The organism is Corynebacterium afermentans subsp. lipophilum (assembly GCF_030408375.1).
GTDB classification, from domain to species: Bacteria; Actinomycetota; Actinomycetes; order Mycobacteriales; family Mycobacteriaceae; genus Corynebacterium; species Corynebacterium lipophilum.
Genome location: NZ_CP046530.1, coordinates 339,064 through 364,053 on the forward strand (window position 1 = coordinate 339,064; position 24,990 = coordinate 364,053).

24 protein-coding genes are annotated in these 24,990 nt (G+C 64.2%); 14 read left to right on the plus strand and 10 right to left on the minus strand.

Annotated elements, in window-relative coordinates:
• Window positions 1–8: 8 nt before the first annotated feature.
• From rplL to CAFEL_RS01580, 5 genes are all read left to right on the plus strand, one after another.
• Window positions 9–398 carry a 50S ribosomal protein L7/L12 gene (gene rplL, locus CAFEL_RS01560; protein ID WP_034997198.1) on the plus strand — a complete coding sequence of 130 codons (390 nt, stop codon included), beginning with the start codon at window positions 9–11 and terminating at the stop codon, window positions 396–398.
• 91 nt (window positions 399–489) lie between these two features.
• A complete protein-coding gene (gene pgfA, locus CAFEL_RS01565; protein WP_194561149.1) occupies window positions 490–1,428 on the plus strand; it encodes a cell envelope lipid trafficking protein PgfA in 939 nt (312 codons plus the stop codon).
• 317 nt (window positions 1,429–1,745) lie between these two features.
• A complete protein-coding gene (rpoB, locus tag CAFEL_RS01570; protein ID WP_194561148.1) occupies window positions 1,746–5,243 on the plus strand; it encodes a DNA-directed RNA polymerase subunit beta in 3,498 nt (1,165 codons plus the stop codon).
• 84 nt (window positions 5,244–5,327) lie between these two features.
• Window positions 5,328–9,326 carry a DNA-directed RNA polymerase subunit beta' gene (locus tag CAFEL_RS01575; RefSeq protein WP_194561147.1) on the plus strand — a complete coding sequence of 1,333 codons (3,999 nt, stop codon included), beginning with the start codon at window positions 5,328–5,330 and terminating at the stop codon, window positions 9,324–9,326.
• Window positions 9,327–9,495: 169 nt separating this feature from the next.
• Window positions 9,496–9,708: a hypothetical protein gene (locus CAFEL_RS01580; protein ID WP_194561146.1), complete on the plus strand. Its 213-nt coding sequence runs from the start codon at window positions 9,496–9,498 to the stop codon at window positions 9,706–9,708.
• Window positions 9,709–9,722: 14 nt separating this feature from the next.
• Here CAFEL_RS01580 and CAFEL_RS01585 read toward each other — a convergent pair whose 3' ends face one another.
• Window positions 9,723–10,358 (minus strand): DUF1707 SHOCT-like domain-containing protein, encoded by a 636-nt coding sequence (locus tag CAFEL_RS01585; RefSeq protein WP_194561145.1) that lies wholly within the window; start codon window positions 10,356–10,358, stop codon window positions 9,723–9,725.
• Between the two features lie 81 nt (window positions 10,359–10,439).
• Between CAFEL_RS01585 and CAFEL_RS01590 the strand changes: the two genes are divergently transcribed.
• Genes CAFEL_RS01590 through CAFEL_RS01600 form a run of 3 tightly spaced genes read left to right on the plus strand, consistent with a single transcriptional unit; the run spans window position 10,440 to window position 12,207 of the window.
• Entirely contained in the window at window positions 10,440–11,042 is a 603-nt protein-coding gene (locus tag CAFEL_RS01590; protein ID WP_194561144.1) for a hypothetical protein, read from the plus strand.
• Entirely contained in the window at window positions 11,039–11,536 is a 498-nt protein-coding gene (locus CAFEL_RS01595) for a hypothetical protein (RefSeq protein WP_194561143.1), read from the plus strand. Before CAFEL_RS01590 ends, CAFEL_RS01595 begins: the two co-directional genes overlap by 4 nt.
• 26 nt (window positions 11,537–11,562) lie before the next feature.
• A complete protein-coding gene (locus CAFEL_RS01600) occupies window positions 11,563–12,207 on the plus strand; it encodes a hypothetical protein (RefSeq protein ID WP_194561142.1) in 645 nt (214 codons plus the stop codon).
• Here the strand turns inward: CAFEL_RS01600 and CAFEL_RS01605 are convergent.
• Window positions 12,147–13,478 carry a hypothetical protein gene (locus CAFEL_RS01605; protein ID WP_194561141.1) on the minus strand — a complete coding sequence of 444 codons (1,332 nt, stop codon included), beginning with the start codon at window positions 13,476–13,478 and terminating at the stop codon, window positions 12,147–12,149. The two genes, CAFEL_RS01600 and CAFEL_RS01605, sit on opposite strands and share 61 nt — an antisense overlap.
• A gap of 225 nt (window positions 13,479–13,703) precedes the next feature.
• Here CAFEL_RS01605 and rpsL point away from each other — a divergent pair, with 225 nt between their 5' ends.
• The 5 genes from rpsL (at window position 13,704) to CAFEL_RS01630 (ending at window position 18,880) form a co-directional block, all read left to right on the plus strand.
• Window positions 13,704–14,075 (plus strand): 30S ribosomal protein S12, encoded by a 372-nt coding sequence (gene rpsL, locus CAFEL_RS01610; RefSeq protein WP_194561140.1) that lies wholly within the window; start codon window positions 13,704–13,706, stop codon window positions 14,073–14,075.
• Window positions 14,076–14,078: 3 nt separating this feature from the next.
• Entirely contained in the window at window positions 14,079–14,546 is a 468-nt protein-coding gene (gene rpsG, locus CAFEL_RS01615; protein WP_070475014.1) for a 30S ribosomal protein S7, read from the plus strand.
• Between the two features lie 202 nt (window positions 14,547–14,748).
• Complete coding sequence (gene fusA / locus CAFEL_RS01620) at window positions 14,749–16,869, plus strand: elongation factor G (RefSeq protein WP_194561139.1); 2,121 nt, start codon at window positions 14,749–14,751, stop codon at window positions 16,867–16,869.
• Window positions 16,870–17,205: 336 nt separating this feature from the next.
• The gene (tuf, locus tag CAFEL_RS01625; protein ID WP_194561138.1) at window positions 17,206–18,396 is read left to right on the plus strand and encodes an elongation factor Tu; all 1,191 of its coding nucleotides are present in this window, start codon (window positions 17,206–17,208) and stop codon (window positions 18,394–18,396) included.
• 85 nt (window positions 18,397–18,481) lie between these two features.
• Window positions 18,482–18,880, plus strand: coding sequence for a hypothetical protein (locus tag CAFEL_RS01630; protein WP_194561137.1), 399 nt, complete (start codon window positions 18,482–18,484; stop codon window positions 18,878–18,880).
• Between the two features lie 59 nt (window positions 18,881–18,939).
• Here CAFEL_RS01630 and istB read toward each other — a convergent pair whose 3' ends face one another.
• Complete coding sequence (istB, locus tag CAFEL_RS01635; RefSeq protein ID WP_194561163.1) at window positions 18,940–19,722, minus strand: IS21-like element helper ATPase IstB; 783 nt, start codon at window positions 19,720–19,722, stop codon at window positions 18,940–18,942.
• A gap of 24 nt (window positions 19,723–19,746) precedes the next feature.
• Window positions 19,747–20,952 carry an IS21 family transposase gene (gene istA / locus CAFEL_RS01640; RefSeq protein WP_194561164.1) on the minus strand — a complete coding sequence of 402 codons (1,206 nt, stop codon included), beginning with the start codon at window positions 20,950–20,952 and terminating at the stop codon, window positions 19,747–19,749.
• Between the two features lie 155 nt (window positions 20,953–21,107).
• Here istA and CAFEL_RS01645 point away from each other — a divergent pair, with 155 nt between their 5' ends.
• Window positions 21,108–21,314, plus strand: a complete 207-nt coding sequence (locus tag CAFEL_RS01645) for a hypothetical protein (RefSeq protein ID WP_194561075.1) — start codon at window positions 21,108–21,110, stop codon at window positions 21,312–21,314.
• Here CAFEL_RS01645 and CAFEL_RS01650 read toward each other — a convergent pair.
• Genes CAFEL_RS01650 through CAFEL_RS01675 form a run of 6 tightly spaced genes read right to left on the minus strand, consistent with a single transcriptional unit; the run spans window position 21,311 to window position 24,621 of the window.
• Window positions 21,311–21,871: a hypothetical protein gene (locus CAFEL_RS01650; protein WP_194561074.1), complete on the minus strand. Its 561-nt coding sequence runs from the start codon at window positions 21,869–21,871 to the stop codon at window positions 21,311–21,313. The two genes, CAFEL_RS01645 and CAFEL_RS01650, sit on opposite strands and share 4 nt — an antisense overlap.
• The gene (locus CAFEL_RS11270; protein ID WP_228496547.1) at window positions 21,868–22,548 is read right to left on the minus strand and encodes a hypothetical protein; all 681 of its coding nucleotides are present in this window, start codon (window positions 22,546–22,548) and stop codon (window positions 21,868–21,870) included. Before CAFEL_RS11270 ends, CAFEL_RS01650 begins: the two co-directional genes overlap by 4 nt.
• Complete coding sequence (locus CAFEL_RS01660; RefSeq protein WP_194561071.1) at window positions 22,532–23,512, minus strand: Asp23/Gls24 family envelope stress response protein; 981 nt, start codon at window positions 23,510–23,512, stop codon at window positions 22,532–22,534. The genes CAFEL_RS11270 and CAFEL_RS01660 overlap by 17 nt, the downstream gene beginning before the upstream one ends.
• Complete coding sequence (locus tag CAFEL_RS01665; protein WP_034997223.1) at window positions 23,512–23,712, minus strand: hypothetical protein; 201 nt, start codon at window positions 23,710–23,712, stop codon at window positions 23,512–23,514. The genes CAFEL_RS01660 and CAFEL_RS01665 overlap by 1 nt, the downstream gene beginning before the upstream one ends.
• 42 nt (window positions 23,713–23,754) lie before the next feature.
• Window positions 23,755–24,057 carry a hypothetical protein gene (locus CAFEL_RS01670; RefSeq protein WP_194561070.1) on the minus strand — a complete coding sequence of 101 codons (303 nt, stop codon included), beginning with the start codon at window positions 24,055–24,057 and terminating at the stop codon, window positions 23,755–23,757.
• Between the two features lie 3 nt (window positions 24,058–24,060).
• Window positions 24,061–24,621 (minus strand): Asp23/Gls24 family envelope stress response protein, encoded by a 561-nt coding sequence (locus CAFEL_RS01675; protein ID WP_194561069.1) that lies wholly within the window; start codon window positions 24,619–24,621, stop codon window positions 24,061–24,063.
• Window positions 24,622–24,990 lie beyond the last annotated feature (369 nt).

The following is a 24,990-nucleotide window of genomic DNA, read 5'->3' on the forward strand; positions in this document are numbered from 1 at the left end:
AAGCCACAATGGCTAAGCTCACCAAGGACGAGCTCATCGAGCAGTTCAAGGAAATGACCCTCATCGAGCTCTCCGAGTTCCTGAAGGAGTTCGAGGAGGTCTTCGACGTGACCGCAGCCGCTCCGGTTGCTGCTGTCGCTGCAGGCGCTCCGGCCGCCGGCGGCGAGGCTGCCGCTGAGGAGAAGGACGAGTTCGACGTCGTTCTCGAGGACGCTGGCGACAAGAAGATCGGCGTGATCAAGGTTGTCCGCGAGCTGGTTCCGGGCCTGGGCCTGAAGGACGCCAAGGAAATGGTCGAGGGTGCCCCGAAGGCAATCCTCGAGGGCGCCAACAAGGACGACGCCGAGGCTGCCAAGACCAAGCTCGAGGAGGCTGGCGCAAAGGTCACCCTCAAGTAAGAGCTTTTTGCTTGACGACGATCACCCCCTCCGGTTCGCACACGCGGCCGGAGGGGGTTTCGCGTGTGTGGCTGCGGTAAAGTAGCCCACCATGCTGCCCACTTCCCGCATTCTTTCCGTGTTGCTCGCCGGCGTCGGTGCTGCGCTGGTGGTGGCGGGGCTGCTGGCGCCGAGCGTGCTGCTTTCCGGCAACCGCCTGCCGCTGGCGCTGGGGGAGGCCACGTGGACCATCGCGGACCCGAACGGCACCCGCGAGGGCGAGGCGGCGCCGGTGACGCGCCAGCTGCACATGGAGATTCAGGAGCCGTCCGACGGTGACTCGGCGAGCGTGCGCGTGGGCGACACGCTGCGGGCGGGGGAGTCCGGCTCGGACTTCAACGACCTGCTCACGGCCTCTACGTGGTCCTACGCCGTGGATCGCGTTTCAGGCGCCGCGCAGGGCCCGGCGGAGGCGCTTTTGGTTATGGGCATGCCCGCAACGCAGGTGCCTATCGACGGCGCGTGGTTGACCTTCCCCGCCCCCGCGCCGCAGGACACCGTCGAGGTCTTCGACACGGTGCTGCGTGGCGCGGCGCCGGCGGAATTTTCTGGCGAGGAGGAGATCGCCGGGCGCACGGTGCACCGCTATACCCAGCGCATTGCGCCGACGAACGTGGCCAAGCGCTACGCCGACCCGCGCAACACGCTCACAATGGAGGATGAAAACGGCGAGCCGCAGCGCACCTTCCTGCACCACGCCGCGGAGCGCGAGATCCTGGTGGACCAGGAGACCGGCGTGGTCGTGGGCATCGACGAGAAGGTGGACGATTACTACGCCGACGCAGAAGGCAACGGCGTGAACAACGTGGTCACCTATGACGGGGTGATGGACCGGCAGGACGTCGAGAAGCTTGTGCGCAAAGTGGATGATGCGCAGACCGCCGCGGCGGACCGCGGGCTGTGGCGCGTGCTGGCCTGGATTGGTGCAGCGCTGAGCCTTGCGGGCCTGGCGGGCGCGCTGCGGCCGGGGCGTGCGGCGCGTCGCGATTGACCGCGCGCGCATGCCGGGTGGTAGGCTTCCGGCAGCAACCGCACGAGTGGCCCAGACGGCATCGGGCAGACCGGCGGAAGTGATGGCGGGGGCCTTTACAAACGGGGGAGATTACTCTATGGTTGTTCTTTGCGCTGGAAGCCGTCTCCAGTACGCATAGAGAGCCTTGTGCAACGGGAACGAAAAAACCCGATTTGACAAGGTGATTTTGTTGTCTCTGGGGGCGGGTCTTCCGAAGCAGACCGAATGCTAACTTATCCTGCGGAAACGCCGCCGGACCGCGAAGCCAGACGCGGTGCGGCGAGCCTCCGCCAGAGGTGCTGGAAGGACCCAACTTGGCAGTCTCAGACCAGACCATGAACATGGCTGATACCCCCGGGGCTCCCGAACGTTACTCGTTCGCGAAGATTAATGAGCCGATCACCGTCCCGGGGCTTCTTGATGTGCAGCTCGAATCGTTTGCGTGGCTCGTCGGCACGCAAGAGTGGCGCGAGCGCGAACAGGCCAACCGCGGCGACGATGCACGCATCACGTCCGGCCTGGAGGACATCCTCGAAGAGATCTCCCCGATCGAGGACTACTCCGGCAACATGAGCCTGACGCTGTCCGAGCCGCGCTTCGAAGACGTGAAGTACACGATCGACGAGTGCAAGGACAAAGACATCAACTATTCCGCGCCGCTGTACGTGACCGCGGAGTTCATCAACAACGACACGCAGGAGATCAAGTCCCAGACAGTGTTTATCGGCGACTTCCCGCTGATGACGGACAAGGGCACCTTCATTGTCAACGGCACTGAGCGTGTCGTCGTCTCGCAGCTGGTGCGCTCCCCGGGCGTGTACTTCGACGAGACCATTGACAAGTCCACGGAGCGCCCGCTGCACTCCGTGAAGGTCATCCCGTCGCGCGGCGCGTGGCTGGAGTTCGACGTGGACAAGCGCGACACCGTCGGCGTGCGCATCGACCGCAAGCGCCGCCAGCCGGTCACCGTGCTGCTGAAGGCCCTGGGCTGGACCACCGAGCAGATCACGGAGCGCTTCGGCTTCTCCGAGATCATGATGTCCACCCTGGAAAACGACGGTGTGTCCAACACCGACGAGGCGCTGCTGGAGATCTACCGCAAGCAGCGCCCGGGCGAGCAGCCGACGCGCGACCTTGCGCAGTCCCTGCTGGAGAACTCGTTCTTCAAGGCCAAGCGCTACGACCTCGCACGCGTGGGCCGCTACAAGACCAACCGAAAGCTCGGCCTCGGCGGCGACCACGACGGTCTGATGACGCTGACCGAAGAGGACATCGCCACCACGCTCGAGTACCTCGTGCGCCTGCACGCCGGCGAGACCGAGATGACCTCCCCGGCCGGCGAGATCATCCCGATCAACACCGACGACATCGACCACTTCGGCAACCGCCGTCTGCGTACCGTTGGCGAGCTGATCCAGAACCAGGTCCGCGTCGGCCTGTCCCGTATGGAGCGCGTCGTGCGCGAGCGCATGACCACCCAGGACGCGGAGTCCATCACCCCGACGTCCCTGATCAACGTGCGCCCGGTCTCGGCCGCGATCCGTGAGTTCTTCGGTACCTCGCAGCTGTCGCAGTTCATGGACCAGAACAACTCCCTGTCCGGCCTGACCCACAAGCGCCGCCTGTCCGCGCTTGGCCCGGGCGGTTTGAGCCGTGAGCGCGCCGGCATCGAGGTGCGAGACGTGCACCCGTCGCACTACGGCCGCATGTGCCCGATTGAGACCCCGGAAGGCCCGAACATTGGCCTGATCGGCGCGCTATCCACCTACGCGCGTGTCAACGCCTTCGGCTTCATCGAGACGCCGTACCAGAAGGTCAACGACGGCAAGCTCACCGGCCAGATCGATTACCTCACCGCCGACGAGGAAGACCGCTACGCCATCGCCGAGGCCGCGACCCCGATGGACAAGGACAACAACCTCACCGGCGAGCGCATCGAGGTCCGTCTCAAGGACGGCGACATCGGCGTTGTCGGCCCGCAGGGCGTTGACTACCTGGACATCTCCCCGCGCCAGATGGTTTCTGTCGCTACCGCGATGATTCCGTTCCTGGAGCACGACGATGCGAACCGTGCGCTGATGGGCGCGAACATGCAGAAGCAGGCTGTGCCGCTGCTGCGCGCCGAGTCCGCCTACGTTGCCACCGGTATGGAGCAGCGCGCCGCGTACGACGCGGGCGACACCGTCATCTCCAAGAAGGCCGGCGTGATCGAGAACGTCACCGGCGACTTCATCACCGTCATGGACGATGAGGGCGGCCGCGACACCTACATGCTGCGCACCTTCGAGCGCACCAACCAGGGCACCTGCTACAACCAGACCCCGATCGTCTCCGCGGGCGACCGCGTCGAGGCCGGCCAGGTCATCGCTGACGGCCCGGGCACCAAGGACGGCGAGATGGCGCTCGGCCGCAACCTGCTGGTTGCGTTCATGCCGTGGGAAGGCCACAACTACGAGGACGCCATCATCCTCAACCAGCGCGTGGTGGAGGAGGACATCCTCACCTCCGTGCACATTGAGGAGCACGAGATCGACGCCCGCGACACCAAGCTGGGCGCCGAGGAGATCACCCGCGAGATCCCGAACGTCTCCGAAGACGTGCTCAAGGATCTGGACGAGCGCGGCATCATCCGCATCGGCGCGGACGTGCGCGACGGCGACATCCTCGTGGGCAAGGTCACCCCGAAGGGCGAGACCGAGCTGACCCCGGAGGAGCGCCTGCTGCGCGCCATCTTCGGCGAGAAGGCCCGCGAGGTCCGCGACACCTCCCTGAAGGTGCCGCACGGCGAGCAGGGCAAGGTCATTGCCGTGCGCCGCTTCTCCCGCGAGGACGACGACGATCTGTCCCCGGGTGTCAACGAGATGATCCGCGTGTACGTGGCTCAGAAGCGCAAGATCCAGGACGGCGACAAGATGGCCGGCCGCCACGGCAACAAGGGCGTTGTGGGCAAGATCCTGCCGCAGGAGGACATGCCGTTCATGGCTGACGGCACCCCGGTGGACATCATCCTGAACACCCACGGTGTGCCGCGTCGTATGAACATCGGCCAGGTCCTGGAGATTCACCTGGGCTGGCTGGCCAAGGCCGGCTGGACCGTGAACCCGGACGACCCGGCAAACGCCAAGCTGCTCGAGACGCTGCCAGAGCACCTCTACGACGTGCCGGCTGATTCGCTCACCGCAACCCCGGTGTTCGACGGCGCGACCAACGACGAGATCGCAGGCCTGCTCGCCAACTCCAAGCCGAACCGCGACGGCGACGTCATGGTCGACGGCGAGGGCAAGACCACCCTGTTCGACGGCCGTTCCGGCGAGCCGTACAAGTACCCGATTTCCGTCGGCTACATGTACATGCTCAAGCTGCACCACCTGGTGGACGAGAAGATCCACGCCCGTTCCACCGGCCCGTACTCCATGATTACGCAGCAGCCGCTGGGCGGTAAGGCCCAGTTCGGCGGCCAGCGCTTCGGCGAGATGGAGGTGTGGGCGATGCAGGCGTACGGCGCCGCCTATACCCTGCAGGAGCTTCTGACCATCAAGTCGGATGACGTGGTGGGCCGCGTGAAGGTCTACGAGGCCATTGTGAAGGGCGACAACATCCCGGATCCGGGCATTCCGGAGTCCTTCAAGGTGCTGCTCAAGGAGCTGCAGTCCCTGTGCCTGAACGTGGAGGTCCTCTCCACCGACGGCACCCCGATGGAGCTCGACGGCGACGACGACGAGTTCGATCAGGCCGGCTCCTCGCTTGGCATCAACCTTTCCCGTGACGAGGGTGCAGCGGCGGACACCGCCTAAGCGCCAGGTAGCCGTCGTGAAGCAATTGCTTTTCGACGGCACGACGAACGAACAGCACACATCTAGAAGAAAAGGAACTTTTACGTGTTTGACGTAAACCTCTTCGACGAGCTTCGCATCGGCCTGGCCACCGCCGACGACATCCGCCGTTGGTCCCACGGCGAGGTGAAGAAGCCCGAGACCATTAACTACCGCACCCTCAAGCCGGAGAAGGACGGCCTGTTCTGCGAGCGCATCTTCGGCCCGACCCGCGACTGGGAGTGCGCCTGCGGCAAGTACAAGCGTGTCCGCTACAAGGGCATCATCTGTGAGCGCTGCGGCGTTGAGGTGACCAAGTCCAAGGTGCGCCGCGAGCGCATGGGCCACATCGAGCTGGCCGCTCCGGTGACCCACATCTGGTACTTCAAGGGTGTCCCGTCCCGCCTGGGCTACCTGCTGGACCTGGCGCCGAAGGACCTCGAGCGCATCATCTACTTCGCGGCGAACATCGTCACCTCCGTTGACGAAGAGGCCCGCCACACCGACATGTCCACCCTCGAGGCGGAGATGTTGATGGAGAAGAAGGATGTCGAGGACGACACCAACTCCGAGATCGCGGACCGCGCGCAGAAGCTGGAGGAGGACCTCGCCGAGCTCGAGGCTTCCGGTGCGACCGCCGCTGCCCGCAAGAAGGTGCAAAACGCTGCGGACAAGGAAATGCAGCACATGCGCGAGGCCGGCGAGCGCGAGGTTGAGCGCCTGGACGAGATCTGGACCACCTTCCAGAAGCTCGCGCCGAAGCAGATGATCATCGACGAAAACCTCTACGAGGAGCTCGTCGACCGCTACGAGGACTACTTCACCGGCGGCATGGGCGCCGAGGCGATCCAGACCCTGATCCGCAACTTCGACCTCGAGGCCGAGGCCGAGGAGCTGCGCGGCATCATCGCCGAGGGCAAGGGCCAGAAGAAGGTCCGCGCGCTGAAGCGCCTGCGCGTCGTCGCGGCCTTCCAGCGCTCCGGCAACGACCCGGCCGGCATGATCCTGGACGCGATCCCGGTGATCCCGCCGGAGCTGCGCCCGATGGTCCAGCTCGACGGTGGCCGCTTTGCCACCTCCGACCTGAACGACCTGTACCGTCGCGTGATCAACCGCAACAACCGTTTGAAGCGCATGATCGACCTGGGCGCGCCCGAGATCATCGTGAACAACGAGAAGCGCATGCTGCAGGAGTCCGTGGACGCCCTGTTCGACAACGGCCGCCGCGGCCGTCCGGTCACCGGCCCGGGCACCCGCCCGCTGAAGTCCCTGTCCGACCTGCTCAAGGGCAAGCAGGGCCGCTTCCGCCAGAACCTGCTGGGCAAGCGCGTGGATTACTCCGGCCGTTCCGTGATTATTGTCGGCCCGCAGTTGAAGCTGCACGAGTGCGGTCTGCCGAAGCGTATGGCGCTCGAGCTGTTCAAGCCGTTCGTGATGAAGCGCCTGGTGGACAACGACTACGCGCAGAACATCAAGTCCGCCAAGCGCATGGTGGAGCGCCAGCGCCCCGAGGTGTGGGACGTGCTGGAAGAGGCGATTTCGGAGCACCCGGTGCTGCTCAACCGCGCACCGACGCTGCACCGCCTGGGTATCCAGGCCTTCGAGCCGAAGCTGGTCGAGGGTAAGGCCATCCAGCTGCACCCGCTGGCCTGTGAGGCGTTCAACGCCGACTTCGACGGCGACCAGATGGCAGTCCACCTGCCGCTGTCTGCTGAGGCGCAGGCTGAGGCCCGCGTGCTCATGCTGTCGTCGAACAACATCCTGTCCCCGGCGTCCGGTAAGCCGCTGGCTATGCCGCGCCTGGACATGGTCACCGGCCTGTACTTCCTGACCATGGAGAAGGGCCCGCAGGAGATCGGCGGCGAGGGCGCGTACGCACCTGCCGACGACAACGGCCCGGCCCGTGGTGTCTACTCGTCCTACCGCGAGGCCATCATGGCCTACGACCTGGGCGTTTTGGGCCTGCAGGCGCCGATCAAGGTGCGCATCGACCACCTGCGTCCGACCCCGGAGATCGAGGCCGAGCAGTTCCCGGACGGCTGGGAAAAGGGCCAGGCCTGGATGACGGACACCACGCTCGGCCGCATCATGTTCAACGAGCTGCTGCCGTTCAACTTCCCGTACCAGGAAGGCGCCATGGTCCGTAAGGGCGGTGGCGGCGGCAAGCTGCTGCTGGGCGACATCATCCAGTCCATGGTTGAGAAGTACCCGATGATCACCGTCGCGCAGGTGCTGGACAAGATGAAGGACGCCGGCTTCTACTGGGCCACGCGTTCCGGCGTCACCATCTCCATGGCCGACGTGCTCATCCTCCCGAACAAGACCGAAGTCCTCGAGCAGTACGAGAAGGAAGCCGAGGCCATCGAGCGCAAGTTCTGGGAGAAGGGTGCGCTGACCGAGGAGAACCGCTACGACCGCCTGGTCGAGCTGTGGCAGGATGCCACCAACAAGGTGGGTCAGGCCGTGGAGGATATGTACCCGGACCACAACCCGATTCCGATGATCGTGAAGTCCGGTGCTGCCGGTAACATGCGCCAGATCTGGACCCTGGCCGGCATGAAGGGCATGGTCGTGAACTCGCGCGGCGAGTACATCACCCGTCCGATCAAGACCTCCTTCCGCGAGGGCCTGTCCGTGATGGAGTACTTCAACAACTCCCACGGTTCCCGTAAGGGCCTGGCCGATACCGCGCTTCGTACCGCGGACTCCGGCTACCTCACCCGTCGTCTGGTGGACGTGGCGCAGGACGTCATCGTCCGCGAAGAGGACTGCGGCACCCGCCAGGGCGTCCGGGTTCCGGTTGCGGTCGAGTCCGGCGACTCCTTCGTGCGCCACGACCTGGTCGAGACCTCCGTGTCCGGCCGTGTCCTGTCGTCCGATGTCAAGGGCGCCGACGACAAGGTCATCGCCGAGGCGGGCACCGAGCTGACCGAGGAGCGTATCGACGAGCTCGTGGCAGCCGGCGTCACCGAAGTCAAGGTCCGTTCCGTGCTGACCTGCCAGACCCCGACCGGTGTCTGCGCCAAGTGCTACGGCAAGTCCATGGCGTCCGGCCAGCTCGTCGACATCGGCGAGGCTGTCGGCATCGTGGCCGCCCAGTCCATTGGTGAGCCGGGTACGCAGCTGACCATGCGTACCTTCCACCAGGGCGGCGTCGGCGGCGACATCACCGGTGGTCTGCCGCGTGTGCAGGAGCTGTTCGAGGCCCGTGTGCCGAAGAACCGCGCCCCGATCGCGTCCGTTGCCGGCACGATCTCGCTCGAGGACGAGGGTAACTTCTGGACCCTGACCATCCACCCGGATGACGGCTCCGACGTGGTGGTCTACGAGAAGCTGTCCAAGCGCCAGGGCCTGGCCCAGGTGCGCCGCCCGATGGAGTCCAACCCGGACGCCATGATCGAGCGCGGCCTGCGCGAGGGCGACCACGTCGAGGTGGGCGAGCGCCTGCTCCGCGGCGCCGCCGACCCGCACGACGTGCTCGAGGTCCTCGGCCGCCGTGGTGTGGAAAAGCACCTGATCGACGAGGTCCAGGCTGTGTACCGCACCCAGGGTGTGTCCATCCACGACAAGCACATCGAGATCATCATCCGCCAGATGCTGCGTCGCGGCACCGTCATCGACTCGGGTTCCACCGAGTTCCTGCCGGGCACCCTGGTGGATCTGTCCGAGGCGCGCCAGGTCAACGCCGCAGCTGTGGCGGACGGCGGCGAGCCGGCGGAGATGCGCTCCGAGATCATGGGCATCACCAAGGCCTCGCTAGCCACGGAGTCCTGGCTGTCGGCGGCCTCCTTCCAGGAGACCACCCGCGTGCTCACGGACGCCGCGATCAACAAGCGCTCCGACAAGCTGATCGGCCTGAAGGAGAACGTGATCATCGGCAAGCTGATCCCGGCCGGTACGGGCATTTCCCGTTACCGCAACATCCAGGTCAAGCCGACCGAGGCGGCACGCTCCGCGGCGTACTCCATCCCGACGTTCGGCGACTCCATCTACGGCGACGAGGGCTACGGCGAGTTCACCGGCGCCTCCGTGCCGATGGACGAGTTCGGCTTCGAGGAGCTGTAAACGCAAGGCCCAGCACTCTGGCTTTTAGCTAGGTCTGCGTAGAAAACGCCCGGCCTCCCCGCAGAAGGGAAGCCGGGCGTTTTGCATATCATCGGGGCCATGACTGGGTTTTCCGACGCAGAACGCGAGGCCATGCGCCAGCGCGCCGAAGACCTGGTACGGAATGCCCGTGTGGGAGAACGCGGACGGGGTTGTGGTGTTTTTGCAGGTAGCGTCCAAATTCGGCGTGCGCTACTCCACCCTCGGCTTCCAGGACGGCGCGCAGCTCGACGAGGGGGATATGTGGCCGACGAGTTACGCGGTGCGATCGCTTAACGACGCCACCAAAGGCCGGATCCGCGACCTGATCCGCCGCGCCGCCGGCGACGCCGCCGGGAAGTGACGTAAGAAGGCGCCTTACTCCACGTGGGCGCCGCGGGCCGCGCGGACGATTCCCACGCCGCCCATCAGGGCGAGGCCGCGGACGCGGACCACCGGGGCGTCGGCAGGCAACTCCGCGACGGAGACGGTGCAGGAGGGGTGGTCCTCCACACCAAAGCCGCCCATGATGCCTACACCGTCGTCCACGACGCGGACATCGTCGGGCACGATGATCTCGATGCCACCCATCAGCGCAAGGGCGTTGATTACCGTCTCCTGGGCCGCAAAGCGCGCGTCCCGCAGATCCAGCGAGTTGCCGCCCATGAGCGCGACCGAGGTGTGCGTCGGCGCGACGAGCCATTGTCCGGTGCGTTCGGCGCCGCCCATGAGCGACAGGGAGAACGCGGAGCCGTTGCTCTCGCCGGTGACCACTGCGCGGGAGCTGGCGCTGGCCGTCGCGGGGGTGGGGCGGTCCGGGCGCTCGACGGGGGAGAGGTCTTCTACCAGGGCGGGAAGCTCGTCGGAGTAGGTGGCTGCGTAGAGGGCGCGGGAGCGGTCGTCGAATTCGGTCAGGGAGATTTGACCGTCGGCAAATGCGGCTTGGAGATGTTTGGCTGCTTTATCGCGCTCCGAGTCGGAAGCGCGTTTGCGGGGCGGGTTGGGGTTGTTCATACTTTGGACAGTAGTCGCCGAAGGTGGCGTCGGCAGGCGAAAGGCGCGCAGAAATGCCCGGATTCTGCTTAGATTCCACGTGTGAGCGAAAAGTCGGCGAAAAGCCAGCGCATGCGGGGGCTGGCAAAGTCGGTCGCGGCGGACTTCCGCACGAGAACCAACGCGACCATCGCGGGGTTGCTCGCGCTTGCCGGCGTGACCGGGATGGCCGGCGGATTCGAGGAAGCGGAGCCGGAGGAGGTTGTCACCGCCAGCGAGGTGGCGGACCCGGTTGCGCAGCCGGAAGAGCTGGAGATTGCGCCGCTGACAATCCAGGTGCAGCGCGCTTACGTCCTCGACGGCGCGCGGGTGGTGCACATGCGGCTGACTAATACCGCGGAGCGGCCCATCTACGCGGAGCAGTGGCACCAGGCGTTTAACCTGGAGGAGTCCGCGGCAGATACGCAGCCGAAGTTCCAGAAGACCGACGTACGGCTCACCGGCGACGACAGCCTCGAGAGTGTCCCACTGCCGGATAACCAGGTGCTCAACCCGGGTGTGCCGCAGGATATCGCGCTGGTGTTCAGCGGCGATGGCGTCGGCGACACGCTCGCAGTGTGGTCGATGGAGTACCGCAAGTCGTTCCTGGACGGCGATTCCACCTGGTTTGTCAAAGAGCGCGTGGCGGAAGTGGAGCTGCGATGAAGTTCAGGCGTGTGTGGACCACAGCCGCGGCATTGGCGCTGCTGGTGCTGGGCATGCAGATCCGCGACGTGCTGCCCAACGCCGCAGACCGCGCCGCCGAAAGCTTCGACTACGACAATTCCGCCCCTGTCATCGGTGCGGTGGATGACGTGCGAGCCACCGTAGCGGAGACTTTCAACGGCGCCGCCTCCAACGCCAAGTGGGTGGTGGTGGACTACCAGTTCACCCAAGACCAGGAGGTGCTCATCGGCGCGGAGATAGAGGCGGCCGGCGGCAACCTGTATGCGCCGCAGAACTCCCCGGGCAACGCGTGCGAGCTGACCTACCCGGGCTTAGGCAGCCCCTGCACCCTGGCGTTTGAGATGCCGGAGGAAGAAGTCGACGGCGCCACGTTGTACTTCTACGTGGCCAACCGGATGGGCCCGCGCGTGGTTGTGCAGCTGCCTGAGGCGCAGCAAGACCGCGACGTGGCCCGGGAGGCGGTGTGGCTGTGAGGAAGCTTTGGTGGTTAGGCGCGCCCGTGGCTGCCGGGCTGATGCTGGCGGCGTCGTCCCAGCCGTACTTCAGCCTGGTCAGGCCGTGGACGTGGTCGCAGGAGCAGGTGATTGAGGCGGGTTCTCCGGGCAGCTTCGACCTACCGATCGCGGATTTCGGCGCAGCGAGACACCATGCCGACATCGAAGTGCTCGGCTTCCAGTCGGTGGAGGACGAAAGTCAGATCGGCCTGCATGCCCCGGAGGGCTTCACCATCTGGGCGGTGCTGACACAGTGGAATGCGCCGGAAGAGTCGGTACTGGAGAACTGCCGCATGTGGGTGACCGGCTCAGACGGCAAGGAGTATCTGCGCAAGGACAAGCTGTTCGGCACGCCCATCGACGACTTCAGTGCCATGCACGCCTGCACCCCGCCAGGGGAGGCCGGCCCGGTGGTCCGCGTGGGCGAGATCGGCTCCACCGAGAAGCATCTCGAGCCGGGAGATCCTCGTCCGGGGCAGTGGCGCAAGGTCACCCCACTCGCGCTCCCGGACGGGGTGCAGCCGGAGAAGCTTCACATCGGGTGGGATGTTCCCCACTACGCAACGGTGGAGCTGCCGGAGCCGAAGGTTTACGTGGACACGCCGGCGGACTCCTCCTCTGCCGGGTCTGCCGAGTCTTCCGGCGAGTAGCTGTGGCGCAGGAAGAAATCCAGGCCTGAGGCGATCAGGCACACCACTACCAGCAAGTACACCGCCCGCGCTACAACGAGCAGGTAGTTGAGGGCCTGTTCTGCGACCATCTTGCTGTCCACGGGGCCGATCAGCGCGCGCCCTAGCTCCACCACGCCGAGCTCCACGCTGGTGGCGAGCATGAACACGATGCAAAAGATCGTCATCGGCACCAGCCCCGCTCGCGCAAGCGTGCGCAGTCCCTTCAGCGTCGCCTTAATCGGCCCGGCCACGGGCTTGATTGCCTCGTCGACAGCGTGCTTGGCTTCGTTGTGGGCGGCGGTCTGCATGCGCTTGCGAATGCTTATCGACGACCCCTTCGGCACCTCTTCGCCCTGTTCAGCCTCCGTTTTCGATGTTTCGGCCTTCTTGGCGGCGAGCGTGGTGCCAAAGATCACGGCGCCGAGCGTCAGCCACGCAATCGGAATGGTCACCAGCTGGTTCAACGCCGGCAGCTGGGCGGTAAGCCACGCCCACGCGTCGCCGAGGACGCCGGAATGTTCGGCCACGTCGGTTTTCAGCCCCTCGTAGGCCTGGTGAGCGGGCGCGAGACTGCGGCGGGACAGCGCCCAGTCCTGCACGGCGCTTAAGCGGTTGGTCAAAAACACCGACACCGTGGTCATCCACAGTACTTCCAGGTAGGCCGCCAGGTAGCTCAGCCCGAGGCCTTTTTCCGCCAGGGCGAAGTAGCCGATGATCTTGCGCAGCAGGATCGTGCCGACGATCAGGCCGATCAGGGCGGCGGTGTCGTCGATAAATACGCGCGAGAAGTCCGCCTCGAAGCCTTGATTGAAGTACTCGTCGTAGGTGGCGGCGCGCCTGAAGGCGGCGAGGTCCTCTTTGAGCAGGCCGTGAGTGGAATACACGGTGAGAAAGGAGATGAGCATGCCGCCGGCGGAAAGCAGCCGCACTCGCGAGGAGCCGTCCTTGCGGTCCGGGAACGTCGCCGCGAGGAAGGGCAGCGAGGGGCGCAGAAGCCACAGTGAGAAAATGATGGACAGCATCACCATCAGCGGCGCGAGCGGCATGATGAGGCTGGCGGCCAAGCTGCTGAAGGTGGACAGCCACACCGCGAGCCAGATCACGGCCTGGCGCCCGGCAAGCCCGAGGCAGATGACAGTGACCAGCTGGGGCAGATGCCGAAACAGCAAGCTCACCGCGCGTATTGGAATCACCGCGGACTCGACTGCCACGTCACGCAGCGACCGGGAGACACCCGTCCAAGGAGTCATATCGGCAGTGTAACCGGAGGATCGTCGGCACGCAGTTTGCTTTGCAGCGATCCTCCGGTGTATTTTTGACGAGGTTTCGCCCGTACCACGCGGTGCGAAGTACTACGAACTCCGAGCGACTCGTTCACACGGTAGTTCATGCAATCGGCAGGGCCCCGAAGAAGAGCCCCCATTTTTGCATGTATGGCCGGGTGTGAGCGGGAAGCGCTAACAGAAAGAGCGTGAATGCCTACTATTCAGCAGCTGGTCCGCAAGGGCCGCCACGATAAGTCCACCAAGGTGGCAACCGCTGCGCTGAAGGGTTCCCCGCAGCGCCGCGGTGTGTGCACCCGCGTGTACACCACCACTCCGAAGAAGCCGAACTCTGCTCTGCGTAAGGTCGCCCGTGTGCGCCTGACCTCCGGCATCGAGGTTTCCGCATACATCCCGGGTGAGGGCCACAACCTGCAGGAGCACTCCATGGTGCTCGTGCGCGGCGGTCGTGTGAAGGACCTGCCGGGTGTGCGCTACAAGATCGTCCGCGGCGCTCTGGATACCCAGGCTGTGAAGGACCGCAAGCAGGCTCGCTCCCGTTACGGCGCAAAGAAGGGACAGTAATCAATGCGTAAGCAGCAAGCACCGAAGCGTCCCGTCGTTAAGGATCCGGTTTACAACTCCGAGCTGGTCACCATGCTCGTGAACAAGATCCTGCGGGACGGCAAGAAGTCCACCGCAGAGCGCATCGTCTACGGCGCTCTCGAGCAGTGCCGCGAGAAGACCGGCACCGACCCGGTTGGCACCCTGGAAAAGGCAATCGGCAACATCCGCCCGGACCTCGAGGTTCGTTCCCGCCGTGTCGGTGGCGCGACCTACCAGGTGCCGGTGGACGTTAAGCCGGCCCGCTCCACCACCCTCGCCCTGCGTTGGCTGGTCACCTTCACCCGCCAGCGTCGCGAGAACTCCATGATGGAGCGCCTCGCCAACGAGATCCTGGATGCTTCCAACGGTCTCGGCGCCTCCGTGAAGCGCCGAGAGGACACCCACAAGATGGCCGAGGCCAACCGCGCCTTCGCCCACTACCGCTGGTAATCGCTGGAGCAAGGCGACGCATGGACACCCGGAAACTGCATACCCGCTTCCACGTGGAGCGAGCTGGTGCGTTTCCGGGTTTTTCCAGCTGAGTCGAACCTCACGCTGCTACTTCCGCGATGAAGTGGCAGAATTGACAAAGGACAACTGACCGACATAGGCGCCGACAGGCGTCGACGACTTCAAAGTTGGGGTATTTAACGTGGCACAAGAAGTGCTTAAGGATCTGAACAAGGTCCGCAACATCGGCATCATGGCCCACATTGACGCCGGTAAGACCACCACTACCGAGCGCATCCTCTTCTACACGGGTCTCAACCGCAAGGTTGGCGAGACCCACGACGGTGGCGCCACCACTGACTGGATGGAGCAGGAGAAGGAGCGCGGCATCACCATTACGTCCGCCGCTGTTACCTGCTTCTGGAACAACAACCAGATCAACATCATCGACACCCCGGGTCACGTGGACTTCACCGTTGAGGTGGAGCGCTCCCTGCGCGTGCTCGACGGCGCTGTTGCCGTGTTCGACGGCAAGGAAGGTGTGGAGCCGCAGTCCGAGCAGGTGTGGCGACAGGCCGCCAAGTACGACGTCCCGCGTATCTGCTTCGTCAACAAGATGGACAAGCTGGGCGCCGACTTCTACTACACCGTCGGCACCATCGTCGACCGCCTCGGCGCGAAGCCGTTGGTCATGCAGCTTCCGATCGGCGCTGAGGACAACTTCGACGGCGTTGTCGACCTCATCGACATGAAGGCCCTCCTGTGGCCGGGCAAGGTCGAGACCGGCACCCCGCCGCAGATCGAAGAGATCCCGGAGGATCTCAAGGAGAAGGCTGAGGAGTACCGCGAGAAGCTGCTCGAGACCGTCGCTGAGTCCGACGAGGAACTCATGGAGAAGTACTTCGGCGGCGAGGAGCTGACGAAGGACGAGATCCAGGCGGCTATCCGCAAGTTGACCATCGCCTCCGAGGTCTACCCGGTGTTCTGCGGCACCGCATACCGCAACAAGGGCATCGAACCGATCCTCGACGCTGTTGTCTCCTACCTGCCGAGCCCGATCGACATCGGCGAGGTGCACGGCACCTCCGTCAACGGTGAAGAGGACCTGACCCGCAAGCCGTCCGTCGAGGAGCCGTTCTCCGCTCTGGCGTTCAAGATCGCCGTCCACCCGTTCTTCGGCAAGCTCACCTACGTGCGCGTTTACTCCGGCCAGGCAATCCCGGGCGAGCAGATGCTCAACTCCACGAAGTCCAAGAAGGAGCGCGTGGGCAAGCTCTTCCAGATGCACGCGAACAAGGAGAACCCGGTCGATCACGCTGACGCCGGCAACATCTACGCGTTCATCGGTCTGAAGGAAACCACCACGGGCGACACCCTGTGCAACCCGGACCACCCGATCATCCTGGAGTCCATGGACTTCCCGGATCCGGTGATCCAGGTGGCTATCGAGCCGAAGACCAAGGCTGACCAGGAGAAGCTGGGCACCGCTATTCAGAAGCTCGCCGAAGAGGACCCGACCTTCACCGTCCAGCTGGACGAGGAGACCGGCCAGACCGTCATCGGCGGCATGGGCGAGCTGCACCTTGACGTGCTGGTGGACCGCATGAAGCGCGAGTTCAAGGTCGAGGCGAACATCGGCTCCCCGCAGGTTGCGTACCGCGAGACCATCCGCAAGAAGGTCGAGTCTCTGGACTACACCCACAAGAAGCAGACCGGTGGCTCCGGCCAGTTCGCAAAGGTCATCGTCACCATCGAGCCGTACTCCCCGGATCCGGAGGAGCTGGAAGAAGGCGAGTCCGCTTCCTACAAGTTCGAGAACGCCGTCACCGGTGGCCGCGTGCCGAAGGAGTACATCCCGTCCGTCGACGCTGGTATCCAGGACGCGATGCAGTACGGCTTCCTCGCCGGCTACCCGCTGGTGAACATCAAGGCCACCCTCGAGGACGGCGCGTACCACGACGTCGACTCCTCTGAGATGGCGTTCAAGCTCGCTGGTTCCCAGGTGCTGAAGGAAGCTGTCGCTAAGGCGAAGCCGGTCCTGCTCGAGCCGGTCATGGCCGTCGAGGTTGTGACCCCGGAGGAGTACATGGGCACCGTCAACGGCGACATCAGCTCCCGCCGTGGCCAGGTCTTCGCAATGGAGGACCGCTCCGGTGCGAAGGTTGTCAAGGCGAAGGTGCCGCTGTCCGAGATGTTCGGCTACATCGGCGACCTGCGTTCCTCCACCGCCGGCCGCGCGAACTTCACCATGGTGTTCGACTCCTACGCTGAGGTTCCGCAGTCCGTGGCTCAGGAGATCATCGACGAGCGCAACGGCAACTAAATAGTCGCCGCCCCTCCCTTCTCAACGGGCCGCACCGCGTGCCAGCGGTGCGGGATTAACCCTGTGGGATAGGGAGAACGGAGGGCAGCGGCCGCGCTGAGATACCGCACGAACCGACAAGGCGGGCGGTGTCTGAGCCGGCCGTTACCCTCTAGGTCGATCCGGGGGAAACGGCAAGGCCGGTTTGAAAAACGGCCGCTGGAAACCTAGGATCTTGTAACTGGCACATTGTGAAATGGCTCCCGTATCCGTGCCCTGCGCTGGGCGCGGGCCGGGGCGTATGTAAACCACGTGGCTGCGAAGGTCGTAGCCACCATGAAGTCCAGGAGGACAACAGTGGCAAAGGAAAAGTTCGAGCGCTCTAAGCCGCACGTGAACATCGGCACCATCGGTCACGTCGACCACGGCAAGACCACCACCACCGCCGCTATCACGAAGGTGCTGGCTGACCAGTACCCGGAGGAGAACAAGGCCTTCGACTACGCGATGATCGACAAGGCTCCGGAGGAGCGCGAGCGCGGCATCACCATCAACATCTCCCACGTGGAGTACAACACCCCGAAGCGCCACTACGCTCACGTGGACGCCCCGGGCCACGCCGACTACATCAAGAACATGATTACCGGCGCTGCTCAGATGGACGGCGCAATCCTCGTGGTTGCTGCTACCGACGGCCCGATGCCGCAGACCCGCGAGCACGTGCTGCTGGCTCGCCAGGTTGGCGTTCCGTACATCCTCGTTGCGCTGAACAAGTGCGACATGGTCGACGACGAAGAGATCATCGAGCTCGTCGAGATGGAGGTCCGCGAGCTGCTGGCTGAGCAGGAGTACGACGAGGAAGCTCCGATCGTCCACATCTCCGCTCTGAAGGCTCTCGAGGGCGACGAGAAGTGGGTTCAGTCCGTCGTTGACCTCATGCAGGCTTGCGACGACTCCATCCCGGATCCGGAGCGCGAGACCGACAAGCCGTTCCTGATGCCGGTCGAGGACATCTTCACCATTTCCGGCCGCGGCACCGTGGTTACCGGTCGTGTGGAGCGTGGCGTGCTCAACCTCAACGACGAGGTCGAGATCATCGGTATCCGCGACAAGGCCACGAAGACCACCGTCACCTCCATCGAGATGTTCAACAAGCTTCTCGACACCGCTGAGGCCGGCGACAACGCAGCTCTGCTGCTCCGCGGCCTGAAGCGCGAGGACGTCGAGCGTGGCCAGGTCGTTATCGCACCGGGCGCTTACACCCCGCACTCCAAGTTCGAGGGTTCCGTCTACGTCCTGTCCAAGGACGAGGGCGGCCGCCACACCCCGTTCTTCGACAACTACCGTCCGCAGTTCTACTTCCGCACCACCGACGTCACCGGTGTTGTGAAGCTGCCGGAGGGCACCGAGATGGTCATGCCGGGCGACAACGTCGACATGTCCGTCGAGCTGATCCAGCCGGTCGCCATGGACGAGGGTCTGCGCTTCGCTATCCGCGAGGGCTCCCGCACCGTCGGCGCTGGCCGCGTCACCAAGATCCTGGACTAATTCCAGACCTGGTGTAACCAGCTGAAGTAAAAGCCGTCTTCCCCGCTGGGGAGGGCGGCTTTTCGCATGCGTTAGGCTCTGATGCGTGCACGACCCCACCCGCATCCCACGACTGACGCAGGCCCTCCAGCGCGCCTGGGAGGGCCAGCCGGACCTCACTCTTGCCCAACTGATCGGGGTGCTGGAGAACAGCGGCTTGGGCTGGGGCACAACAGACGAGGAAGCCGTCGAGTTGCTCACAGCGATGGAGCGCGAGCATCCGTCGCTTATCGACGCCGCGTCCGGCCCCCACACCATCACGACCGTCAACCCGCCCCATCTAGTCACAATCACAAACGGATACGTCGTGGTGCGAAACGGCGCCGACCCCGAGCGCATGCCGGCGGTGTGGCACATGGGCGGGATGCGCAAGGCGGGACCCGGCCTACCGCTGGTTATCGCCGATGCGGAAGGGGTGGAGCACCGGCTGGGGATCGTGTTGTGAGTGATCTTCGAAATGTAGCCCACTGGCGCTCTTTGAAAAGTAGCCCAGTGTGGTCGTAGTTATTGTGCCTGATTTGCTTGTGGTGTAGTGAGTTCGCGTCCTTTGATGCGGTGGCTTACTCCTCGGTGTTGGAAGATTTTTGCGTGGTGGACGATGCGGTCGACCATGGCAGTTGCGACGGTTATGTCTCCGAAGCATTGGGCCCATTGGGAAAAGGCCAGGTTGGATGTGACGATGATGGATCCGTGTTCGTATCGGCGTGAGACGAGTTGGAAGAAGAGGTTTGCTGCGTCTGCTTCAACGGGGATGTATCCGAGTTCGTCGATGATCAGCAGGTGGTATCTGTTTAGGCGTTTGAGTACGGATTCGAGTCGTCCGGTGTTGTGTGCCTCGGTGAGTGTGTTGATCCATCCTGCGGCGGTGTCGAACAGTACTCGGTAGCCTTGCTGAGCAGCGGTTATGCCTAGGGCTGTGGCGAGGTGTGTTTTTCCGGTGCCTGGTGGGCCTAGAAGGACGACGTTTTCAGCGGTTGCGACCCAGGCTCCGGTTTCTAGTCGGGCGATGTCAGCGCGGTCGATGCCGGGTTGGGCGGAGAAGTCGAAATCGGCGATGGTTTTGACTGCTGGAAAGCCGGCTCGTTTAACGCGTTGGCGTGCTCCGGATTCAGCGCGTGCGGTGGCTTCTACTGAAAGTACCGCGGCGAGGTATTCCTCGTAGGTAAACGATTCTGCGCGCGCTTGTTCGGCAATGGTGGCGTAGACGGTGTTGATACGTGGGGCTTTCAGCGTCTGTGACAGGTGCGCAATCGTTGCTTGGGTGTCGTGGGCGTGTGTGTGGGGCATAGTCGAATCCAATCTTCTTTGGGGCTAGGCGATTGAGTCGTAGATGGCCAAGTCGGCTACCTCTACGTCGTTGTCTGGTGTGTGGGTGTGTTGTTGGGCTCCGGTGATGAGCTGTCGCATGCGTCGTGCGGCGTGTTGGTGGGCGGGGTCGGTGATGACGTGGTGTTTGCCCCAGTAGCGCCGGTGGCAGGCGGCGATTTCGCCGGATGGTCCTGTGACAGTGATTTCTTCTAGGCAGGTGCGCACGGTTACGAGCCTGTCGATGAAGGTGGGGTCGACGCTGTATTGGTTGGTATCGACGGTGATGTAGTAGTTGCGTGGCAGACGTACCGCAGGACGGATCCCGATCGTTGGGGTATACGGCGGAAGTGGACGCATGGACTGTTGGTCGGTGTGAAACAGATCGATCGGGCGGGTTTTCAACGTGGCGTGGGTGCGGGTATTGGCCACGGTGCTAAACCATTCATCGAGCTGGTCTTGCACGTCCTGCGGGTTGCTGAAGTGCCGGCCTGGGAAAAAGGAGCGCTTCATATAGCCGTTGGTGCGTTCAACGATGCCTTTCGATTCCGGATCTCGCGGCGGGGCTTGGACGATCTTGGTGCCAATTGCACCGGCGAACGCAGCGACTGGCTCACACAGACGGGCCTTACCGATGCCCGCTTCGCGGTCCCATACCAGCCGGTCGGGCACGGCTTTGAAGTCACGCTCGATGAGCTGCCACATCCCAGCGATCAGGTCATCCGTTCTACGAGTCGGAAGCAGACAGGCGGCGGCGAATCGGGAATGCGATGCCGCCATCACCAGCACCGGCAATGGCCGGTGCACACCATTTGCATCGGGCAACCCGCCGGCGGCAAACGTCAGGTCGCACTGGATTTCACGTCCGGGAAGATGGGTGAGCGTGTCCACGGGGTCTGCGGGAAGATACTCGGGTCGGATCCGGGCAACGTTTTTGCGCAGCCACGATTCTGACCCAGTCCACCCAACGCGTTGTCCGATGACTTTTGCGTTAAGACGTGGAGTTTCAGCCAGCAGCGCTCGTACTTGTGGTTCAAAGGCATCGAAACTTGTGGTTTTAGCCCGACGCGGCGGGTATTTCGGAGGTGAATCCGAAGCGAGTGCTCGCTCGACAGTCTTCTTCGCGCAGCCAACCTCGTTGGCGATCTTGCGTATCGATAAACCCTGCCCACGCAGGTACCGGATCTGTGCCCATTGTTCCAAAGAAATCACCCGTCCAATCTTTTTCGGATGGGCTACTTTTCGGGGAGCGTTTTGGGCTACTTTTCAAAGAGCGCTGACACGTGTCTTTGTTAACGCGACTGGAGGGGGCACCGGAGGTGTCGATAAGCATGGCCCGCGAGGACGTGGGTAATAGGCGATGGCTAGTGCTTTTCGACGATGGCACGCGGGCCGTGGTCGGGCAGCGCATCCGTATCTGGCGGATGGAAAGACGCAGCGTGGTGAGTGAACGTATCGCCTGGAGCGAAATTGTGCGCTGCAAACCGGGCACGGAGATGGAAATAGCCCCAGCGGGCGGCGGAAAGCTGCGCACGCTGGGGCTGGTCAAGCTCGTGCTGGAACTGGAACGCTAAGCGGTAATCCGGTCCAGGTGGAGCTTCCACACCGTGTCGATTTCCATGGTGTGGTTGGCTTCGCGGAAATCCTTGTCCGCGCCCTCGATGACACGCACGGCATCATCGAACGGGTACTCCGGGTTGGCGAAGACGGTAAACGTCGCGGTAGGGCGCTTGCCCACCATCGCCACCTTGGAGGAGGCGCGGCGGATCTCATTGGCGTGCTCCAGGGAAGTGCAGGCCGCCTCAGACACGCGCTGGACGTTGACGATCGTCTCGCCGTGTTCCGGGTCTGCCGGCAGGATGCCGCGGTTCGAAAACGCGCGGGACCGGATATTCGCCAGCAGGATCCACAGGCCCAGGATCGCTGAGACGACAGCGCCGATGATCAGGGCGGTGACGTAGAAGTCCTGGTAGCCCAGGTCGATCAGTCGGGTGCGGTCGACGAAGTCGGCCGCGTCGACCAGGTACGGGATCTGCCAGTACTCGGCGATCGGGAAGAGGCCAGCGAGAATCAGCAGCAAGCCGAGCAGGAAAACCACCAGGCGGTTGAAGAAGCTGAGCGTCTTAGTCATCGCGACACCTCCGGGGTCGTCTCGGCCGAAGCGGATCCGGCCGCCTGCTGAGGCGCGTTAGCGCGCTGCGCGGCGACCTGTTGCGCGGCTGGGTTGGGCAGCAACTTCACGGACACCGCCGGCGGCGTCTTGAGCACACGGAACTCGTCGTTCAGCGCACGAGTGATGCGTTCCTGCATCGCCGGGCCGGAGCCATCCTCGACCACCTGTACCTTCACGGACTTCCGGTTCGCCTTCGTGCTCACCTGCTCGCCGCCGAGGTCGCCGCGGGTGGTGAACGTCGACTTGCGGGCGATGTCCACCGGGCGGGTCCAAATGGAGGCGGGCGAATCCACGCGCACGTGCCCGTGCGGGCGCGGTTTGAACGTGAAGAACAGCAGGATCAAACCAAGGAGCACAAGCAGAATGCCCACCACGACCGCGGTGACATCCGCTGTGAAGGAACCGAGGAAATCCCAGGTGCGGCCGAGCCAGGAACCCGACGGGGCCTCATCGCCGTAGAAGTGGTACCACAGGTCGCGTGCAGCCACACCAGCCAGCGAGAGCAAAAGCAGGCTGATGAGCACCGCAAACCAACGCGATGCCGGGTTGCCCAGCGGCTCGTCGCCCGGGTGCGGGCCGACAGCTGCGTTGGAAGATGCTGCGTTGGCGGGCGCGGTGTTAGCGGGAGCGGTCATAGTACTTCACCACCGGTTCAATCGTGATCTGCTTAAGCGGCTTCGGCGCTGGTGCCTTGGGCACAATCACCGGCCGCGGCGCGGGTGTGGAAGACAACGGGGCCCGCGGCGCCGGCTCCACCACGATGGGTTTGAGCGGCGGGCGGTTGACCGTGATCGGCTTCAACGGCGCGCGGTTCGGCATCGGGACATCGTGGGGCTGTGCGAAACGCTTGATGTCCACGGGCTTGAGCGCCTGCAGCGGAGGCAGCTGCGGGTGACGGGGGATAACCCCGTTCGCCTGCGGTGCCCACGGCCGGATCGGCTCCGGCGGGAACGGCACGCGCGCTTCCGTCCGCGAGGTGTGGATGGCAGCGAGGCGCTGCGGCTCCGGGACCTCGGGAGAGAACGTGCGCACCGGCTCCGGGGTTGCAACGCTTGCCGCGCGCGGCGGCTCCGGCTGCTCGGGGTGCTCCACCTCGATCGGGGCGGGGACAACGACGTCGCGCATGTCGTCGACAAGCGAGCGCGCCTCGACCGGCGCGAGCTGCTGAAGCGGTTTCGTCGTGGGGTGCTCCACGTGGGTCGGGGAGACCTCGATGGGGGTCGGGATCACGAAAGCCTCGTGCTCCGCCACCTGGTCCCAGGTCACGCGGCCGGTGTCGGGGAGAGTTTCCACATTGGCCACGGTGACTTTCACGCGGGAGACGTCAAGGCCCACCAGCGTGCGAATGTGCGCGATGATGGTCGCGCGCACTGCGTCGGTGATGGCAGCAACCGGGGCGGGGTAGGAGGTGGCAATTTCGGTGTCCACCGCCACTGTGCCCGTCGCCTGGTCCAACCGGGCGTTGATCCGCGGGAAGCTACGTCCCGCGAGCCCGGCCAACTTTGCGTCGATAGTCCGGCAACCCGGAACCGCCGCAGCTGCCACCTCAGCGACACGCTCGATGGTGCGCTCACTGACGTGGTAGAAGGAATTATCCATTAGCTTCGGCCTCTGCCGGTGCCGTTACTCAGGGCCGCGGACAGATCCAGACGGCCGTCGAGCTGGGCCCCGACAACCCCGCCGATGATTGTGAACAGCAGCAGCCAGAGCAGGCCCGGCCAACCGCCGAAGGTGACAAAGAAGGCGACCACAACACCAATGAGAATGCCGGTCAGCGCCTTGTTAGCAAAAAGATTCATAATAAAACCACGTTTCGGGTTATGAGGTTGGGGCGGGCACCGCTACTGCGCGTCGCCTGCGACAACGTCCACGAACTCCGCGTCGGATGCGCCGAGCACAGCCGCGCGGACATCCTCGGCCACATCCTGCACCTGGCGGCCGGACGCGACGTCGAAGACGAAGTGGACTTCAAATCCGTTTCGGCCGTCCCGCGAAATGGCCTTCAGGCCTTCGATACGGGCGTTGGGCAGGTAGGTCGCAATCTCGCCGACACGGCCGCCGTGCAATGCGGCGACCCCGTCGACGGCGACGGCGGCATCGCGGACGCCCTCCGCAACCTCGCGGCTAACGGGGGTGTACGCCATGGCTTACTGGTTGATCGGCTGGTTGACGGCCTGGTAGTTGGCGTTGGAGTTGGTCTCCTCGTACTGCTCAGCGCCCTCCTGCTCCGGCAGGTGCACGTCGTGCACGGTGACGTCGACGCGGTCGACGACCAGGCCGGTCATGCGGGTGATGGCGACGGTGACGTTCTCACGGATCGCGTTCGCGAGCTCGTGGATAGCAACGCCGTACTCAGCGATGATGGCAACCGCGACGGAAGCGTGGCCGTCCTCGACAGCGACGTTGACGCCCTGCTGGACGTTGGTGGAGGAGGTCAGGGACTCGCGCACAGCGCCCCACATACGGGCTGCGCCGCCGCCGAGGTTGTTCACGCCGGAGACCTCGCGGGCAGCAATGCCTGCGATCTTGCCCACAACGTTGTCGTCGATGACGGTGGAGCCGTGCTCGGTCTCCAGGTTTTCGTTGCGCGGGCGAACCTGCTCCGGCTCCACGGCGGTGGAGGAGGAAGCCGGGGTGTTTGCGCCGGTCTTCGCTGCAGCAGTGTTCGGGGTGTTTGCAGAGGTCTCGGTGGTGTTCTTGTCGGCCATGACGGTCCTTTCGTTCTGTAAATACTGTGAATCCGCGCGTCCTGAATTACGAAGCGCACGGCCTAGAAACAAAGGGTACACACATATTTCAGGTAGAGCTGGGCCACAAACAAGGTGATACCAAGTTGAAATAATCCGGGACTGGCCGAAGGTTCGTCGAGAAGCGGGCTTGTGCTTCCTGCAACCTTGTGTTTTAATACCCGGGTTGCCTTGACATGGGTCGGAATAAACCGGCCGGTGGCCAGGCAAACATGACACCTTCCAACCGGAAGAACCGGAGAAGGGCCATGGTAAATTCACAGCGGCAGTACGCAAGGGTCACGCGCCCTTCCGAGTCTGACACCCAGGCATGTGCTTATAGACGGACAC

Bases quoted from the DNA above. Each gene is read 5' to 3' on its own strand.
- rplL (WP_034997198.1), top strand. From the start codon at position 9: ATGGCTAAGCTCACCAAGGACGAGCTCATCGAGCAGTTCAAGGAAATG.
- pgfA (WP_194561149.1), top strand. From the start codon at position 490: ATGCTGCCCACTTCCCGCATTCTTTCCGTGTTGCTCGCCGGCGTCGGT.
- CAFEL_RS01585 (WP_194561145.1), bottom strand. From the start codon at position 10,358: ATGAACAACCCCAACCCGCCCCGCAAACGCGCTTCCGACTCGGAGCGC.
- CAFEL_RS01595 (WP_194561143.1), top strand. From the start codon at position 11,039: ATGAAGTTCAGGCGTGTGTGGACCACAGCCGCGGCATTGGCGCTGCTG.
- CAFEL_RS01605 (WP_194561141.1), bottom strand. From the start codon at position 13,478: ATGACTCCTTGGACGGGTGTCTCCCGGTCGCTGCGTGACGTGGCAGTC.
- rpsL (WP_194561140.1), top strand. From the start codon at position 13,704: ATGCCTACTATTCAGCAGCTGGTCCGCAAGGGCCGCCACGATAAGTCC.
- rpsG (WP_070475014.1), top strand. From the start codon at position 14,079: ATGCGTAAGCAGCAAGCACCGAAGCGTCCCGTCGTTAAGGATCCGGTT.
- istB (WP_194561163.1), bottom strand. From the start codon at position 19,722: ATGCCCCACACACACGCCCACGACACCCAAGCAACGATTGCGCACCTG.
- CAFEL_RS01650 (WP_194561074.1), bottom strand. From the start codon at position 21,871: ATGACTAAGACGCTCAGCTTCTTCAACCGCCTGGTGGTTTTCCTGCTC.
- CAFEL_RS11270 (WP_228496547.1), bottom strand. From the start codon at position 22,548: ATGACCGCTCCCGCTAACACCGCGCCCGCCAACGCAGCATCTTCCAAC.
- CAFEL_RS01660 (WP_194561071.1), bottom strand. From the start codon at position 23,512: ATGGATAATTCCTTCTACCACGTCAGTGAGCGCACCATCGAGCGTGTC.
- CAFEL_RS01665 (WP_034997223.1), bottom strand. From the start codon at position 23,712: ATGAATCTTTTTGCTAACAAGGCGCTGACCGGCATTCTCATTGGTGTT.
- CAFEL_RS01670 (WP_194561070.1), bottom strand. From the start codon at position 24,057: ATGGCGTACACCCCCGTTAGCCGCGAGGTTGCGGAGGGCGTCCGCGAT.
- CAFEL_RS01675 (WP_194561069.1), bottom strand. From the start codon at position 24,621: ATGGCCGACAAGAACACCACCGAGACCTCTGCAAACACCCCGAACACT.